Source organism: Nonomuraea sp. NPDC005983 (assembly GCF_040614375.1).
Classification (GTDB): Bacteria; Actinomycetota; Actinomycetes; order Streptosporangiales; family Streptosporangiaceae; genus Nonomuraea.
In genome coordinates this window covers 26,316-39,728 of record NZ_JBEXUP010000050.1, presented here as the reverse complement: position 1 = coordinate 39,728, position 13,413 = coordinate 26,316, and the positions used below count along the sequence as shown (strand labels likewise).

Sequence of the window (13,413 nt, the reverse complement as noted above, 5' to 3'; positions counted from 1 at the left end):
AATGTGCGACGTTTAGCGGCGTTAGCCATCATCTTGCCCATCCTCGTCGGCTGCCAGGACACGGCGGCCTCGGCCGCGAGGTACAGCACGGGCGGCGATCCCACCGACGATCCCTGCGCCCGCGTCGTCTCCGCCATCGGTTACGCCAACCTGATGCTCAAGCCGAGGGGCCAGGAGGACAGCCAGTACTTCGAGGACGCCGTGCTCGGCAGGCTAGCCGAGCTGCGCGGCATCACTCTCCAGTTCGGCGACCGGCTGCCCGACTCCCTCGCACCGGCCGTGCAGACCGTCAAGACCACCACCGCGGGCCTGTCCAAGGCCGACATCCCGCACGACCGGCAGGTGACCCTGCTCAAGGAGTACCGGGTCGCGGCCGACCAGATCGTCGCGGGCTGCGACTAGCTCCTGACCCGCCTCAGACGCGGTCGGCGGCGATGAGCAGGTACTGGAAGCTGCCGTTGTTGTAGGCGTCGAGGAAGGGCTGCTCGATGCCGGTCGCGAGAGAGGTCCTGGCCCGCAGCTCCCAGTAGGGGATGGTGGCGGCCGTGAGGTCCACCACGCTGATGGGGACGAGGCGGTTGGCGGCCATCTCCCTGAAATAGGTGCTGCGCGGGTGGATGTCGCAGATGTAGTGGGCGTTGATCTGGCTGATGGCCCTGGACGGCAGGCCGTAGGCGTCGTTGTAGCAGCCGGTGATGCACACGTACCGGCCGCCGCGGCGCAGCAGCCGGGCGTGTTCGGCGAACAGGAGGCCGAGTTCGACGTACATCGTGCTCTCGTTGTTCCAGATCGCCTGGAAGGCGCCTGTCTCGAAGCCGGTGTCGAGCATGTTACGGAAGTGGAAGCGGACCTTGTCGTCCACGCCGCGGAGCCTGGCCTGGTCGTTGGCGAAGGCGACCTGCGACTCGGAGATGGACACGCCGTCCACGTGACAGCCGAACCGCAGGTTGGCGACGATGCTGGAGCCGCCGCGGCCCGATCCGGCGTCCATGATCCGCTGCTCGGGCTTCAGGGGGCCGAGCTGGCTCAACAGGACGTCGGTCTGCGCGGACTCCAGCCGGTGCAGCTCCCTGGTGACGCGCTCCTCACGGGTGCCCTCGGGGCCCTCCAGGACCGACCAGTCGACCTCGCCGATGCCGTAGTGGTGGTGGTAGATGCCGTCGACCTCGCCCAGCCGCAGGTTGACCGGGTTCTTCTCGGCGTTCCAGTAGTCGGCGACAGAGCGCTGGTAGAGGCTGCTGAGGACGGGAGAGTCTTGGATGGCGGTCACCTATGACATTCCTTTCCTTGGGGGCATGGGCTCGGGTCCATCGGCCGGCGTCACGACTGGTAGCGGCTGGAGCTGCCGTGCCATTCAAGGCATCCGGCCATCCATCCCTGCGCTCCGCGCAGGAACCGCTTCAGCTCCGTGGACGGGATCGTGGCGAGGTTTCGCTGGCTGGTTTCGAAACCCCTGACGAAGTCGTTGTGGAGGGAGACGGCCCGTTCGGTCGCCTCGCGGGTGGAGCAGTTCTCTTCGGCGGCGATGAGCAGGACCAGGTTCGAGTCGGGAAGCTCGTCGGCTGCCTCCCTGGCCACGGAGTGGAGGTCGTTGACGATCACACTGGCGGTGCCCGCCTGCATGAGGGCGGTGTGGAAGCGCCTGTCGTAGAAGAGGTTGGCGGGCAGCTCGTAGCCGCCGACGATGTCGATGAGCGTCATGGAGGTGTAGAAGCTGTCGTGCTGGCGGGCCGCGAGGTAACGCCACACGGGCGGCAGCGTCTCCAGGTACCGCCAGGCGGCGTAGGCGGTCCAGCTCACGTACATCTGGAAGGTGGTGTTGCAGGCCCGCATGACCTGTGAGGGGGTGGCGTGGCGGGTCAGGTGGCTGGTGGCCGATCTCAGCGAGACGAGGACGGGGTCGGCCCGGATCACGTCCTCGAGCTGGCGGGTGTAGTCGCCCGCGGGCGGGGGCGGGTCCATGGCCGACATCACCAGGGCGAGCCGTGGGGGAAGCTCGGTCGGGGTCGCGCCGAGCGCGCTCTCGTCGGCGTAGTAGTCGTCGGCCGCCCACCAGGCGGCGTTCATCTGGGCCGCCACCAGCAGCATGTCCGGGTCGTCGCTGTCGGGATGGGTGAGCATGGCCAGCCGCCCGTACCCGGTGTCGCGGAACTCCTCCATCCGGCCGTCGTGGATCCCGACCCGCTCCGCCCACACCGCCAGCCGCCGGTCGACCTCGTCGGCGAGGCCCTCGTCGACCCGTACGGTGTCAGGGCAGTAGAGCGGCGGGTACGACCCGTCACCCCAGTCCCGCTCCCGGTAGACCAGCGGGGCGAGGCCGTACCTGCGTTCGGCCGCTGGGGCCGCCGTCAGCGAGAATCCCCCGGTCAGGGCGCCGAGTTCACCGGGGACGTGCCCGTCGTCCTCGTCGAGCCCGGGCACGGGCGGCTGGTCCGCGGCCGGGAAGCGGAGCCCGGAGGTTCCCAGGCCCGTCGGCCCTCCCGGCAGCCACCTCGCGCCGCCGGGCGGCGGCGGGTCGGGAATACGTGGTCGTGCGGTCTCATCCGCGGTGAATTCCGGCATGACGCCCCTCTTCCTGGGTTGATCGGTCAGGAGCGAGGTGCCGCGATGTCGACGTTCTCGAGGATCCCGATCGCATCGGGGACCAGGATCGCGGCCGAATAATAGGCGCTGACCAGGTAGGACATCACGGCCTGGCTGTTGATGCCCATGAACCGCACGTTCAGGCCGGGTTCGTGCTCATCGGGAATGCCCGTCTGGTAGAGGCCGACGACCCCCTGGTCGTCCTCCCCCGTGCGAAGGGCGAGGATCGAGCTGGTCTGCCCCTCCGTGATCGGGATCTTGCCGCACGGGAAGATCGGGATTCCACGCCAGGCCGGGATCTCGTGGCCGTTGACGTCGGCGCTGCCCACGGTCAGCCCACGCTTGTTGCATTCGCTGAAGAACGCGGCGATCGTCCGCGGGTGGGCGAGCAGCAGGCGGGTCTTGCGGCGCATGCTGATCAGGTTGTCGAGGTCGTCGGGGGTCGGAGGGCCCGACCAGGAGTTGATCCGCTGGCCGTAGTCGGCGTTGTGCAACAGCCCGAACTCGCGGTTGTTGAGCAGCTCCCACTCCTCGCGCTCGCGGATCTCGTGGATCGTCAGGCGCAGCTGCTGCTCGAACTGGTTCATCGGGTCGTTGTAGAGGTCGGCCACCCGGGTGTGGATCCGCAGGACGGTCTGCGTGACACTCAGGCCGTATTCGCGGGGCCGGAGGTCGTAGTCGACGAACGTGCCGTCGATGGACGGCTCGCCCACGTGGCCGGAGGCGATGTCGATCGCCGCCTCGCCGCGCCTGTTGACCGGCTTGCGTGTGCCCTCCAGGTACCGCTCGATGTGCTCCTGCAGGGCCGGGGAGCCGCTGAGCAGCCGCTGGAACTCCCGCCACGGCGAGACCATGAGGGTTCCGGCGGTGGCCGCCCTGACGGTGCACGACCAGCGCGGGTCGTCGCGGCCCAGGGCCTCGTCGCCGAACCCGTCTCCGTCGGAGATGACGCCCAGGACCTCCGTGGTTCCGTACTTGCCGGTCGACAGCCGGTCGAGCCGGCCGTGCGCGATCACATAGGTCTCGCTCACCGGGGTGCCGGCCGCGACGATGACCTCCCCCGCGTGGAACTCCCGTGGCGTGAACGTCGCGGCGATCGCTCTCAGCATGGCGACGTCGTCGAAGCCGCGCAGCGCGGGAAGTTCCGCGAGCGTCTCCGGGATGATCCACACGTCATCGGCCCCGCTCTGCGCCACGCTCACCCGGCCGCGTCCGACCCGGTGGGTCAGCCTGCGGTTGACCCGGTAGGTTCCGCCGCGCACGTCGACCCAGGGCAGCATGCGCAGCAGCCAGCGGGAGGAGATGGCCTGCATCTGCGGAGGGGTCTTGGTGGTGGTGGCCAGGTTGCGCGCGGCCCTGGTGTCGAGGCTCGACAGCTGCTCCGTGCCGGGCTCCGTTTGCTCAGTGGACATGTTTCCTCGCACTCGCTGATCGTGGATGGGGAATCCGTCAGTTCAGATGAGTGAAGCTCCGCTCGGCGGCCGATTCCGGGCGGGGGTCTGCGTGATATGCCCATATACCTTTGTCAGCGCGGGTGATTCCTCTTCGGCGCCCGCGCCACGATGACTAACTTGCGCGATCTGGTCACTAGAATCAGCGCATTCCCGTTCTTGTCCGCACGTGCAGCTCTGATCGCGGCGTCTTCGATGCTAAAGGGCGTCACGCGAGCACGCAATGGGCTGGTGACCCCGCGTGACGATGCTTTATGTCTAGTAAGACCCATTGCGCAGCGATATAGGCCGAGCCGGTTTATTGGGCGTAGATTCAGTGCGTTTTGACGAAAGGGCGGCTTCGGCCCAGGCGCCGGCGAGGACCAGCACGGCACGGCCGACGAAGAGCAGTGCGCCGGAAGGAGGCGGCGTCATCCGGCTCCGAGGCCGACGAGCCGGGCGCATCTTTTCAGGACGACCCCGATGACGCGACCGGCCCGCTCTCGGCAATTGACTGTTTCCCGAAGGGGCGGCTCGTCCATTCAGGCGCCGCCTTCAAAGAATGTGAATTCTCGTCATTTCCGGGAATCCATGGGCCGGGCATACGAAAGGGCCCGGTCGCGACCGGGCCCTTTCAGGAGTTTTGTCAGCCGTTGATGTCGCCGGTGCGGTACTCCAGCGCCTTCGTGGCGTACTTGTTGTTGTCGCCGTACTGGTAGATGCCGATGGTGGCGACCGCCGGGTCACCGGCCTCGTTGAACTCGACCGGACCGCTCACGCCGTCGTAGTCGATGTCCTTGCCCGCCTTCAGCAGGTCGGCGCAGGTCTTGAAGTCCTTGCACTTCTCGCCGCCCTTGCTGACATCGGCGAGCTTGGCCGCGATGTCGGTGCCCGCATCGCTCTTGGCGGCCTCGGCGGCCAGCGCGACCAGGTTCGTCGCGTCGTAGGACTCCGGCGCGTAGCTGAAGTCCTCCAGCTTGGGGTTGATGGCCTTGAGCTTGCTCTGGAACTCCTCCGGAGCCGCGGCGCCGGGAATGGTGCCCTTGACGCCCTTCAGCGTGCCCTTGGGCATCTTGATGTAGTTGGTGTTGGACGTGTTGCCGTCGACCATGTACCACTTGTGCTTGTCAGCCGGCAGGCCCTGCTTGACCAGCTCCTGGATGACCTTGGCGGTCTCCTCGAAGCCGATCAGCACGATGCCCTTCGGGTTCTTCGCCTTGATCTTGGCGACGTCCGCGGAGAAGTCGGCCGCCTTCGGGTCGTAGTCGACGCGCTCCACCACCTGCGCGCCGCCCGCCTCGGCGGTCTTCTGGACCTGGTCGGCCAGGCCGGTGCCGTAGGAGTCCTGCATCGCCAGGATGCCGACCGTGTCGTTGCCGTCGGCCACCACCAGGTCACCCAGCACCCGGCCCTGCAGCTTGTCGGGTGGCGAGGTGCGGAAGTACAGGCCGTGGTCGTTGATCGTGGTGAACTTGTCGGACGTGTTCGCCGGCGAGAACTGCACCACCCCGGCACCGGTGATCTTGTCGATCACCGACTCCGACACCGACGATGAGGCCGCGCCGATGATCACGTCGGCCTTCTGTGTCAGCAGCTTGTCCACCGACTGCGAGGCGATGTTGGTCGTGGTGTCACCCGAGTCGGTGTCGTACTTGGTGATAGGCTTGCCCAGCACGCCCCCGGCCTCGTTGATCTCCTTGACCGCCAGGTCGACACCGGCGATCTCGGGCGGGCCGAGGAAGGCGAGCGAGCCCGTCTGCGGCAGCAGCGTACCGATGGTCAGCGTGCCATCGCCCTTCGCCGCAGGGGCCGCCGAGGACGGAGCAGCAGCCGACTGGCTCGGTTGGGCGGCGGTGTTGTTGCCACCACCGCAGGCTGTCAGAGCCAGGCTGGCGGCAGCCGCGACAGCCAGTGCCCGTCCCACGGGAGCAATGCGGACCATGAAGTGTCTCCTTCATCTCCAGGCCGGGATCCGGTCAGCACCGCCGACGTTCCCGAGCGAATGACGGAAACGTACAAAACCGTCGAGCGCTACAACCAGATGCACTGGGGAACTGTCGGCACTTGGATGCGGAGTCGTAATCAGTCCTCAACTTAGAGAGCTGTGCGACCATGCCTAATGTGCTTCGAGTGAAGCGCTTTACCGCTCTCCTTCTCGCCGCCGCCCTCGTGGCCTCGTGCAGCTCCCCGCGGCCCGCCGGCGGGCCTGCGGCGGAGCCCACCTCCGCGCCTCCTGCCGGCGTGTCGGTCTCGTTGGCGCAATGGCGCTCCGACGAGCCGGTACACGTCCTGGAGATCGCCGTCACCAACAGCTCGGACACACCGGTATATTTCTCCGACGTCCAGCTCGTCACGGCTTCTTTCAAAACCTTGCCGCCGCAAAGAGCCGACGCCCTGCTGCGCCGCACGCCCCGGACCGATCTCCGTATTCCGTACGGCGAAGCCAACTGCTCCGCCAAGGGGCTGCCGGAGCTGAGCCCTGCCACCGTTGTGGCCCATATCCGCACAGGTACGGAGCAACTACGCAGGGTCCTCTTCCCCGTGCCGCACCCCGACCCGCTCCTCACCAGGCTGCTGCGCGACGAGTGCTCGGCCTTCCTCGTCAAACAGGCCGCGGACATCGAGTTCGGCCCCACCTGGACCGAACAGGACAAGGCCATGCGAGGCAGCCTCGTCCTGACCCGCAAGGGCGAGGGCACGGTCGCCGTGCAGGACGTGGGCGGCACCACCCACTACATCGTCACCCCGGCGGCGAGGAAGCGTCCCCTGGCCGTGCTGGAGGCGGGAGCGCAACAGGTCGAGCTGCCCGTCGCGCTCACTCCCGGCCGCTGCGACCCGCACGCGTTCGCCGAGGCCAAGAAGGCGTTCCAGTTCCCGGTGCGGGCCACACTCGACGGCGGCGAGGAACGCGTCGTCATCGTCGTGCCGCCCAAGCCGCTACAGGAGCGCCTGACCGCCTACGCGCTCAGGACGTGCGGCCTGGGCGGCTGAACCGCAGCCGCCCAGGTCGAACCTCAGCCGTCGATCTTGCCGGTGCGGTACTCCAGCGCCTTCGTGGCGTCGTAGGTGTTCTCCGCGCCGTACTGGTAGACGCCGATCGTCGCCTCCGCCGGGTCACCGGCGTCGTTGAACTCGATCGGGCCGCTCACACCGTCGTAGTCGATGTCCTTGCCCGCCTTCAGCAGGTCGGCGCAGGTCTTGAAGTCCTTGCACTTCTCGCCGCCCTTGCTGACCTCGGGCAGCTTGGCCGCGATCGCCTTGCCGCTGTCGTCCTTGGCCGCCTCGGCGGCCAGCGCGATCAGGATCGCCGCGTCGTACGACTCCGCCGCGTAGGTGTAGTTGGTCAGCTTGGGGTCGTTCGCCAGGAGCTTCTTCCTGAACTCCTCGGGCGCCGCCGCGCCGGGGATGGTCCCCTTGACGCCCTTCAGCGTGTTTTTGGGCATCTTCAGGTAGTTGCTGTTCGACATGTTGCCGTCGACCATGTACCACTTGACCTTGTCGGCCGTGAGGCTCTGCTTCACCAGCTCCTGCACGACCTTGGCGCCCTCCTCGAAGCCGATCAGCACGATCGCCTTCGGGTTCTTCGCCTTGATCTTGGCGACGTCCGCCGAGAAGTCGGCCGCCTTCGGGTCGTAGTCGACCCGCTCGACGACCTCCGCGCCCGCGCCCTGCGCGGTCTTGGTGACCTGGTCGGCCAGGCCGGACCCGTAGGAGTCCTGCATCGCCAGGATGCCGATCGTGTCGCTGCCGTCGGCGGCGATCAGGTCTCCCAGCACGCGGCCCTGCAGCTTGTCCGGCGGCGCCGTGCGGAAGTACAGGCCGTTGTCGTTGATCGTGGTGAACTTGTCGGACGTGTTCGCCGGCGAGAACTGCACCACCCCGGCACCGGTGATCTTGTCGATCACCGACTCCGACACCGACGACGAGGCCGCGCCGATGATCGCGTCCGCCTTCTGCGCCAGCAGCTTGTCCACCGACTGGGAGGCCAGGTTCGTGGTGGTGTCACCCGAGTCGGTGTGGATCTTCGTGACCTGCTTGCCGAGCACGCCACCCGCGTCGTTGATCTCCTTGATGGCCTGGTCGACACCGGCGAACTCGGGCGGGCCGAGGAAGGCCAGCGAACCCGTCTGCGGGAGCAGCGTGCCGATGGTCAGCGTGCCGTCGCCCTTGGCGGCGGCCGCGGGAGCCGACGAGGCCGGGGCGGCGGACTCGCTCGCCTTCGCGGCCGTGCCCGCGTCACCGCCTCCGCCACAGGCCGTCAGGGCCAGGCTCGCCGCAGCCGCGACGGCCAGGGCTCGCCCTGCTGGAGCAATGCGGATCATAGATACTCCCCCTATTCCAACGAGGAGACGATCTCCCTCGCTGCATTAGCCGAGCTCAGCATGCCCGTCCAAGAAGGGGAGGTGGTGATCTTACGCGGCTTTTATACTGATTTGTAATGTCCCTATCACGTTCCGTCACGGAATGCGTCAGAAGAGTTACGGACCGGCAGTCCCGGCAACGGTCCCGATCCGCGACCGCGCGGACCGGGACCCAGAAGAGTCACCCGGAGATGTCGCCCCTGCGGTACTCCAGCGCCTTGGCGGCGTCGTACTTGTTGTCGGCGCCGTACTGGTAGACGCCGATCGTCGCCACGGACGGGTCACCCACGTCGTTGAAGTCCACCGGGCCGCTCACCCCCTCGTAGTCGACGTCCTTGCCCGCCTTCAGCAGGTCGGCGCAGGCCTTGAAGCCCTGGCACTTCTCGCCGCCCTTGCTCACGTCCTCCAGCTTCGCCGCGATCGCCTTGCCGCTGTCGTCCTTGGCCGCCTGCGCCGCCAGCGCGATCAGGATCGCCGCGTCGTACGACTCCGCCGCGTAGGTGTAGTTGGTGAGCTTCGGATCGACCGACAGCAGCCGCTTCTGGAACGCCGCCGGGGCCGCCGCTCCGGGAATCGTGCCCTTGACGCCCTTCAGCGTCCCCATGGGCGACTTCAGGTAGTTGGTGTTCGACATGTTGCCGTCGACCATGTACCACTTGTGCTTGTCGGCCGTCAGCCCCTGCTTGACCAGTTCCTGCACGACCTTCGCCGTCTCCTCGAAACCGATCAGCATGATCGCCTTCGGGTTCTTCGCCTTGATCTTGGCGACGTCCGCCGAGAAGTCCGCCGCCTTCGGGTCGTAGTCGACCCGCTCCACCACCTGCGCGCCGCCCGCCTCGGCGGTCTGCGTCACCTGGTCGGCCAGGCCGGACCCGTAGGAGTCCTGCATCGCCAGGATGCCGATCGTGTCGTTCCCGTCTGCCACCGCCAGATCGCCCAGGACCCGCCCCTGCAGCTTGTCCGGCGGCGCCGTGCGGAAGTACAGGCCGTCGTCCTTGATCGTGGTGAACTCGTCGGACGTGTTCGCCGGCGAGAACTGCACCACCCCCGCGCCCGTGACCTTGTCGATGATCGATTTCGAGACCGACGAGGACGCCGCGCCGATGATCGCGTCCGCCTTCTGCGCCAGCAACTTGTCGACCGACTGCGAGGCGATGTTCGTCGTCGTGTCACCGGAGTCGGTGTCGATCTTGACGACCGGCTTGCCCAGGACCCCGCCGGCCTCGTTGATCTCCTTGACCGCCAGGTCGACCCCGGCGAACTCCGGCGGGCCGAGGTAGGCCAGTGTCCCCGTCTGAGGCAGGGTCGTCCCGATCGTGAGCGTGCCGTCACCCTTGGCGGCCTGCCCGGAAGGCTGCGACTGCGCGGTACTCGGCACGGCGGTCGTGCCGCCGCCGCTCGAACAGGCCGCCGCGGCGAGGCTCGCCGCGGCGGCGACGGCCAGCGCACGGGAAATACGGGTCATCGAAGCGTCTCCGTTCGCGTTCGCAGGAGCGGACCCTCCGTCCGCCCATCAGCATGCGCCGGGACGCCTCAGCCGGAAGGAGCCGAAGCCGCTTGGATGCTCACTCGTGACCGCGCCACAACCCGCAACGCCAAATCACCTGATATAGAAACTTTTTACGATCGCTCGGCCGAGTCGTCTATAACGATCTGGGCAACCTCGCGCATGCTCAACCGGCGGTCCATCGACGCCTTCTGGATCCAGCGGAACGCCTGCGGCTCGCTCCAGCCGTGCGCGGCCATCAACTGCCCCTTGGCCCGCTCGACCAGCTTCCTCGTCTCCAGCCGCTCCGACAGGTTCGACACCTCGCCGGCCAGCGCCACCATCTCCTCGTGCCGGCTGACCGCCATCTCGATCGCGGGCACCAGGTCGGCCTTCGTGAACGGCTTGACCAGGTAGGCCATCGCGCCGGCGTCCCTGGCACGCTCGACCAGGTCGCGCTGGGAGAACGCGGTCAGGATCAGGCACGGCGCGATGCGCTCGGCCACGATCCGCTCGGCCGCCGAGATGCCGTCGAGCACAGGCATCTTGACGTCCAGGATGACCAGGTCGGGCCGCAGATCGGTGGCCAGCTGGATCGCCCGCTCGCCGTCACCGGCCTCACCCACGACGACGTAGCCGTCCTCCTCAAGCATCTCCTTGAGGTCGAGGCGGATCAGTGCCTCGTCTTCCGCGATCACCACTCGCCGCTGCGTACTCACGAGCAGAAGAGTACCGATGTCCGGTAGATTAGATCCACGCCGGTGCCGGTAGCAGGAGTTGGGCTACCCTTGGGCGTGCACAAAGAATTCGGATACGTCCGGATTCCTGCCTCGGTATCCCAATAGGCAGAGGAAGCGGATTCAAAACCCGCTCAGTGTGGGTTCGAGTCCCACCCGGGGCACTTCACTACCGCTCGGTCTGAGATCGAGCGGTACTCATTTCTGTCGTACCGGCCTGCGAAGCTGCCCGCCATGTACGATCCCGCGGTGCGGCACCGGGCACTGCGCCTGGCGTTCGGGGGCAGCCGACGGCTCCGCGATGACCGGGGTCTGCGCTCTGAAGCCCAACGAGATCTCGGTCGCGCGCCGGGAGGCGGTCGAGCGGCTGGACGAGTTCGTCGGGCCGAACTACTGACCCGCCGCCACCGCACGGGGGCGCCGAAGCGGCACCCCCGCAGCGCCTCGGTGGATGCTCAGCCGGATGTGGGCGTCCAGCTGGGTGAGCGGCCGAGGAGGGCGACGACGCGGTCCAGGGCCGGGGCGTCGTCTTCGATGGCGAGGCCGGGGCGGAAGGCTCTGCCCTCGCCCCGGGCCTCCGGAGTGTCGGGAACCTGGGCGGCGAGCGGCAGCGCGGCCTCCGCCAGAGCCGGCGGCACGTTGGGGGCGACGCCGAGCGCCTTGGCGAGGTCCCAGCCGTGGACCACGCAGTCGATGAAGTGGAAGCCGATCGCCAGCTCCGCGGGGAACGGCCCGCCGTCGCGGATCTCGGGGAGCCAGAAGCGCCGTTCCAGGACGCCGTCCTCGGCGAAGGCGGTGAGCACGGCCTCGGCCGACTCCGTGTGTTCGCCGCGCGGGTCGTCGCCGAGCGGTCGGGGTTGCCAGGCGGCGAGGTCGGAGGGCCGGCCGGTGGCGGCGTGGGCGAAGCCGTGGTTCTGCACGATCTGGTGTTCCAGCAGGTCGCGGACCGTCCAGCCCGCGCAGGGGGTGGGGCGGTGGAGATCGTCGGGCTTGATGGTGTTGACGAGGTCGATGGTGGCCTGAACGGATCGCCGGTTGAGCTGGATGATGTCTACCAAGGCACGGTCCCGTCGTCGTCGAGGAAGACACCCGTGGGCCCGTCGGGGCCGAGGGTGGCCAGTTTGATGATGATCGCCGCTCCGTCGGCCGCGGTGCGACTGAGGTGACCGCCGAGGTGTTTCGTGAAATCTGTGTCGCATGGGCCGGGAGTGGCGGCATTAACCAGGATGCCTTGTTCGCGGAGTTCTTTGGCGTACTGGATGGTGAGCGCGTTGAGGGCGCTCTTGGACGTCGGGTACGCGGCCGCGGGCGGGAGTTTCGACAGGTAGTGTCCGGGGTCACTGTGGCGGGTGATGGAGCCGACGGCGCTGGAGACGTTGACGATGCGGGCCGAGGGCGAGCGTCTGAGCAGCGGGAGCATGGCGTTGGTGACGGCGAGGACGCCGATGACGTTGGTTTCCAGCACCTGGCGCACCTGCTCGGCGGGGGTGGTGCTAGGGGGCTGGCCGGGGACGTGTCCGGAGATTCCGGCGTTGTTGACGAGCACGTCGAGGCGGCCGTGCTCGGCGTCGATCCGGCGGGCGGCGGCGTCGATGGTGGCGGGGTCGGTGACGTCCAGGGCGATCGGGTTCACGTCGTGGCCGGCCGCGCAGCCTGGTGGCGGCGTCCTCGCCGTTGCGCGGGTCGCGGGAGCCGAGCAGGACGGTCGCGCCGCGTGCGGCGAGCTGGGCGGCGACTTCGTAGCCGATGCCCTTGTTCGCGCCGGTCACCAGGGCGATGGTGGTGGGTGTCATGGTCGAAGCACACCAGTGCGGGGCGCCGGCGGGCCAACACCGGCTGGGTCACGGCCAATACCCTGAGGGTATGGAGACGCGGGAACTGTCCTACTTCGTCGCGGTGGCCGAGGAGCTGCACTTCGGACGGGCGGCCCGGCGGCTGGGGATCGCGCAGCCGCCGCTGTCGAGGGCGATCCAGAAGCTGGAGCGGCGCCTGGGGGTGCGGCTGTTCGACCGCTCGGCGCGCGGGGTGGCGCTCACGGCGGCGGGCGAGGTCCTGGTCAGGGAGGCCGGGAAGGCGCTGGACGCGGTGGCGGCGGCGGAGCGCAGGACCCGGCGCGCGGGGGCGAGCGGTCCGCGGCTGGTGGTGGCGATGAAGCCGGGCGGCGACGGCGGGCTGCTGCCGGACATCCTGGCCGCCTACCGGGAGCGTGCGGACGCGGTCGAGGTGGAGGTGGTGCTGTGCGGGGTGGGCGAGCGGGCCGGGCTGCTGCGTGACGGCACGGCCGACGTGGCGTTCCTGCACACGCCGTACGAGGATCTGACGGGTTTCGACAGCGAGCCGCTGCTGGTGGAGGGGGCCGTGGCGGTCCTGCCCGCCCGGCACAGGCTGGCGGGCAGGCCGTTCGTCCACCTGGCGGACCTGGACGGCGAGGCCATGCCCCGCTGGAAGGGCCGGGACGGCGCGCTGGTGGGCGACTCCGGGCGGCTCATGCAGCTGATCGCGCTGGGCGAGCTGGTGGCCGTGGTGCCGGAGTCGGTGCGTGAACAGCTTCGCCGGGATCTGGTGTCGGTGCCGGTGCTGGACGCGGAGCCGACCACGGTGGTGCTGGCCTGGCCGGAGCATACCCGGTCGCGGGCCCTGGCGGCCTTCGTCCGCACGGCCGCCACCGTCGCCGCGGCGGAGTAGGTCGCCCACTCCCCCTGGCCGACCGGCGCGCCTCTCGCTCCGGCAAAGAATCCGCCCGCACATCACCTATGAGGGCATTTGTCGGTAACCGGTCTGGAGTAGCCGCCTCCGCGGTCGGTGATGTAACCGGT

The 13,413-nt window shown here is 68.4% G+C and carries 12 protein-coding genes, 1 tRNA gene and 1 pseudogene; 4 read left to right on the top strand and 10 right to left on the bottom strand.

Annotation, left to right across the window (positions count from 1 at the left end):
• The first annotated feature begins 3 nt into the window (after window positions 1-3).
• Entirely contained in the window at window positions 4-402 is a 399-nt protein-coding gene (locus ABZ297_RS22310) for a hypothetical protein (protein WP_355349199.1), read from the top strand.
• Between the two features lie 13 nt (window positions 403-415).
• Here ABZ297_RS22310 and ABZ297_RS22305 read toward each other — a convergent pair whose 3' ends face one another.
• The 4 genes from ABZ297_RS22305 to ABZ297_RS22290 all read right to left on the bottom strand — a co-directional run bounded on the left by ABZ297_RS22305 (window position 416) and on the right by ABZ297_RS22290 (window position 5,955).
• Window positions 416-1,270, bottom strand: a complete 855-nt coding sequence (locus ABZ297_RS22305) for a geranyl diphosphate 2-C-methyltransferase (protein WP_355349196.1) — start codon at window positions 1,268-1,270, stop codon at window positions 416-418.
• A 50-nt stretch (window positions 1,271-1,320) separates the two neighbouring features.
• The gene (locus ABZ297_RS22300) at window positions 1,321-2,562 is read right to left on the bottom strand and encodes a family 2 encapsulin nanocompartment cargo protein terpene cyclase (protein ID WP_355349193.1); all 1,242 of its coding nucleotides are present in this window, start codon (window positions 2,560-2,562) and stop codon (window positions 1,321-1,323) included.
• Window positions 2,563-2,588: 26 nt separating this feature from the next.
• On the bottom strand, window positions 2,589-3,995 hold the full coding sequence (locus tag ABZ297_RS22295; RefSeq protein WP_355349190.1) for a family 2B encapsulin nanocompartment shell protein: 1,407 nt from the start codon (window positions 3,993-3,995) through the stop codon (window positions 2,589-2,591).
• Window positions 3,996-4,659: 664 nt separating this feature from the next.
• Window positions 4,660-5,955, bottom strand: a complete 1,296-nt coding sequence (locus ABZ297_RS22290; RefSeq protein WP_355349187.1) for an ABC transporter substrate-binding protein — start codon at window positions 5,953-5,955, stop codon at window positions 4,660-4,662.
• Between the two features lie 299 nt (window positions 5,956-6,254).
• Between ABZ297_RS22290 and ABZ297_RS22285 the strand changes: the two genes are divergently transcribed.
• Window positions 6,255-7,004 carry a hypothetical protein gene (locus ABZ297_RS22285; protein WP_355349184.1) on the top strand — a complete coding sequence of 250 codons (750 nt, stop codon included), beginning with the start codon at window positions 6,255-6,257 and terminating at the stop codon, window positions 7,002-7,004.
• A 23-nt stretch (window positions 7,005-7,027) separates the two neighbouring features.
• Here ABZ297_RS22285 and ABZ297_RS22280 read toward each other — a convergent pair whose 3' ends face one another.
• The 3 genes from ABZ297_RS22280 to ABZ297_RS22270 form a co-directional block, all read right to left on the bottom strand.
• Window positions 7,028-8,335 carry an ABC transporter substrate-binding protein gene (locus tag ABZ297_RS22280; RefSeq protein WP_355349181.1) on the bottom strand — a complete coding sequence of 436 codons (1,308 nt, stop codon included), beginning with the start codon at window positions 8,333-8,335 and terminating at the stop codon, window positions 7,028-7,030.
• 220 nt (window positions 8,336-8,555) lie between these two features.
• Window positions 8,556-9,839: an ABC transporter substrate-binding protein gene (locus tag ABZ297_RS22275; RefSeq protein WP_355349178.1), complete on the bottom strand. Its 1,284-nt coding sequence runs from the start codon at window positions 9,837-9,839 to the stop codon at window positions 8,556-8,558.
• A gap of 155 nt (window positions 9,840-9,994) precedes the next feature.
• On the bottom strand, window positions 9,995-10,579 hold the full coding sequence (locus ABZ297_RS22270) for a response regulator (RefSeq protein ID WP_355349175.1): 585 nt from the start codon (window positions 10,577-10,579) through the stop codon (window positions 9,995-9,997).
• A gap of 108 nt (window positions 10,580-10,687) precedes the next feature.
• Between ABZ297_RS22270 and ABZ297_RS22265 the strand changes: the two genes are divergently transcribed.
• A tRNA-Leu gene (locus ABZ297_RS22265) sits at window positions 10,688-10,761 on the top strand.
• A 291-nt stretch (window positions 10,762-11,052) separates the two neighbouring features.
• Here ABZ297_RS22265 and ABZ297_RS22260 read toward each other — a convergent pair.
• From ABZ297_RS22260 to ABZ297_RS22250, 3 genes and pseudogenes are all read right to left on the bottom strand, one after another.
• A complete protein-coding gene (locus tag ABZ297_RS22260; protein WP_355349172.1) occupies window positions 11,053-11,655 on the bottom strand; it encodes a TIGR03086 family metal-binding protein in 603 nt (200 codons plus the stop codon).
• Window positions 11,649-12,230 (bottom strand): SDR family NAD(P)-dependent oxidoreductase, encoded by a 582-nt coding sequence (locus ABZ297_RS22255; protein WP_355349169.1) that lies wholly within the window; start codon window positions 12,228-12,230, stop codon window positions 11,649-11,651. The genes ABZ297_RS22260 and ABZ297_RS22255 overlap by 7 nt, the downstream gene beginning before the upstream one ends.
• Before the next feature lie 73 nt (window positions 12,231-12,303).
• Window positions 12,304-12,390, bottom strand: a pseudogene (locus tag ABZ297_RS22250) (dehydrogenase); the annotation flags it as partial.
• Between the two features lie 70 nt (window positions 12,391-12,460).
• Here ABZ297_RS22250 and ABZ297_RS22245 point away from each other — a divergent pair.
• Window positions 12,461-13,282: a LysR family transcriptional regulator gene (locus ABZ297_RS22245; protein WP_355349166.1), complete on the top strand. Its 822-nt coding sequence runs from the start codon at window positions 12,461-12,463 to the stop codon at window positions 13,280-13,282.
• Window positions 13,283-13,413 lie beyond the last annotated feature (131 nt).

Bases quoted from the DNA above. Each gene is read 5' to 3' on its own strand.
- ABZ297_RS22275 (WP_355349178.1), bottom strand. From the start codon at position 9,839: ATGACCCGTATTTCCCGTGCGCTGGCCGTCGCCGCCGCGGCGAGCCTC.
- ABZ297_RS22290 (WP_355349187.1), bottom strand. From the start codon at position 5,955: ATGGTCCGCATTGCTCCCGTGGGACGGGCACTGGCTGTCGCGGCTGCC.
- ABZ297_RS22300 (WP_355349193.1), bottom strand. From the start codon at position 2,562: ATGCCGGAATTCACCGCGGATGAGACCGCACGACCACGTATTCCCGAC.
- ABZ297_RS22245 (WP_355349166.1), top strand. From the start codon at position 12,461: ATGGAGACGCGGGAACTGTCCTACTTCGTCGCGGTGGCCGAGGAGCTG.
- ABZ297_RS22295 (WP_355349190.1), bottom strand. From the start codon at position 3,995: ATGTCCACTGAGCAAACGGAGCCCGGCACGGAGCAGCTGTCGAGCCTC.
- ABZ297_RS22280 (WP_355349181.1), bottom strand. From the start codon at position 8,335: ATGATCCGCATTGCTCCAGCAGGGCGAGCCCTGGCCGTCGCGGCTGCG.